The sequence below is a fragment of the Clostridioides sp. ES-S-0190-01 genome (genome assembly GCF_020658275.1).
In the GTDB taxonomy this organism is placed as follows: Bacteria; Bacillota; Clostridia; order Peptostreptococcales; family Peptostreptococcaceae; genus Clostridioides.
The window spans coordinates 1-1,060 of the sequence record NZ_JACVWA010000034.1; the positions used below are offsets into that span (position 1 = coordinate 1).

The following is a 1,060-nucleotide window of genomic DNA, read 5'->3' on the forward strand; positions in this document are numbered from 1 at the left end:
TTGTTACTATAAATCAGCAGAAGCAGGAGATGGAAAACCAAGATTTGTAGGTGGAGATATGCCAACTATAATGGCAGGTCTTGCTTGTGGAGAACCAAATACTATAGGATTTGAAGTATTAAAAAATCATGCAGCAGCATTCGTTTCAGCACCAGACTGGGTTTCTGCTAAAGGTATGAGAACATTGGGGAATCCTTTAAATGGTGATGAAAAAGTAATCTCTGGAGAGTCTGGAGCGGTTACAACTGGTCTTTTAATAGCAGCTATGGAAAGAGAAGATTTAGCTGACTTAAGAAGAGATTTAAAGTTAGATGAAAATTCAAGAGTACTTTTAATAAGTACAGAAGGAGATACTGACCCTGATAAATACAGAAGTATAGTTTGGGATGGAGAGTATCCAAGCATATAGATAATTATTAAAATATTATCTTTATCAAATAATCATTTACATATTAAAAAGATTATAAGTTCTAAAATTTAGAAATTATATAAATTATAAAGGCTTAAATTAAAATATACATTTATAAAATCTAGGGGGATAACGAAATGCTAAACGAACAAAGAAAACAAGAAGTAACTGAGATATGTCAAAAACTAATCCAAAATCCTAGTTCTTCTGGAAATGAAGAAGGGGTTGTAAAAGCAATAGAAGAATCTTTTGAAAAATTAGGCTTTGATAGCTGGTCAAGAGATAGATATGGAAATATAGTAGGATGCATAAAGGGAAATAGACCAGGTAAAAAAATATTATTTGATGGTCATATAGATACAGTTCCAGTTCCAGATGCAAGTAAATGGAGTGTTCCTCCTTTTGAAGGAAAAATAGTAGATGGAAAGATATATGGTAGAGGAACTTCTGATATGAAAGGTCAGTATACTGCAATGATGTCTGCTGTAGCATATTTTGCTAAAGATACTAATAAAGACTTTGCTGGTGAATTATATGTAGCAGGAGTTGTTCATGAAGAAATATTTGAAGGAGTTTCAGCTAGAGAAATAAGTAAAGCTGTTAAACCTGATTATGTTGTAATCGGAGAATCTTCAGAACTAAACTTAAAGA

At 32.2% G+C, this 1,060-nt stretch carries 1 protein-coding gene and 1 pseudogene; both read left to right on the top strand.

The genetic code is table 11. The features are described 5' to 3' along the window. Window positions 1-409 (top strand): annotated as a pseudogene (locus IC214_RS12585) (diaminopropionate ammonia-lyase); the annotation flags it as partial. Window positions 410-546: 137 nt separating this feature from the next. Next, window positions 547-1,060: M20/M25/M40 family metallo-hydrolase (locus IC214_RS12590; protein WP_227845144.1), on the top strand; the 514-nt coding region annotated here is incomplete at its 3' end.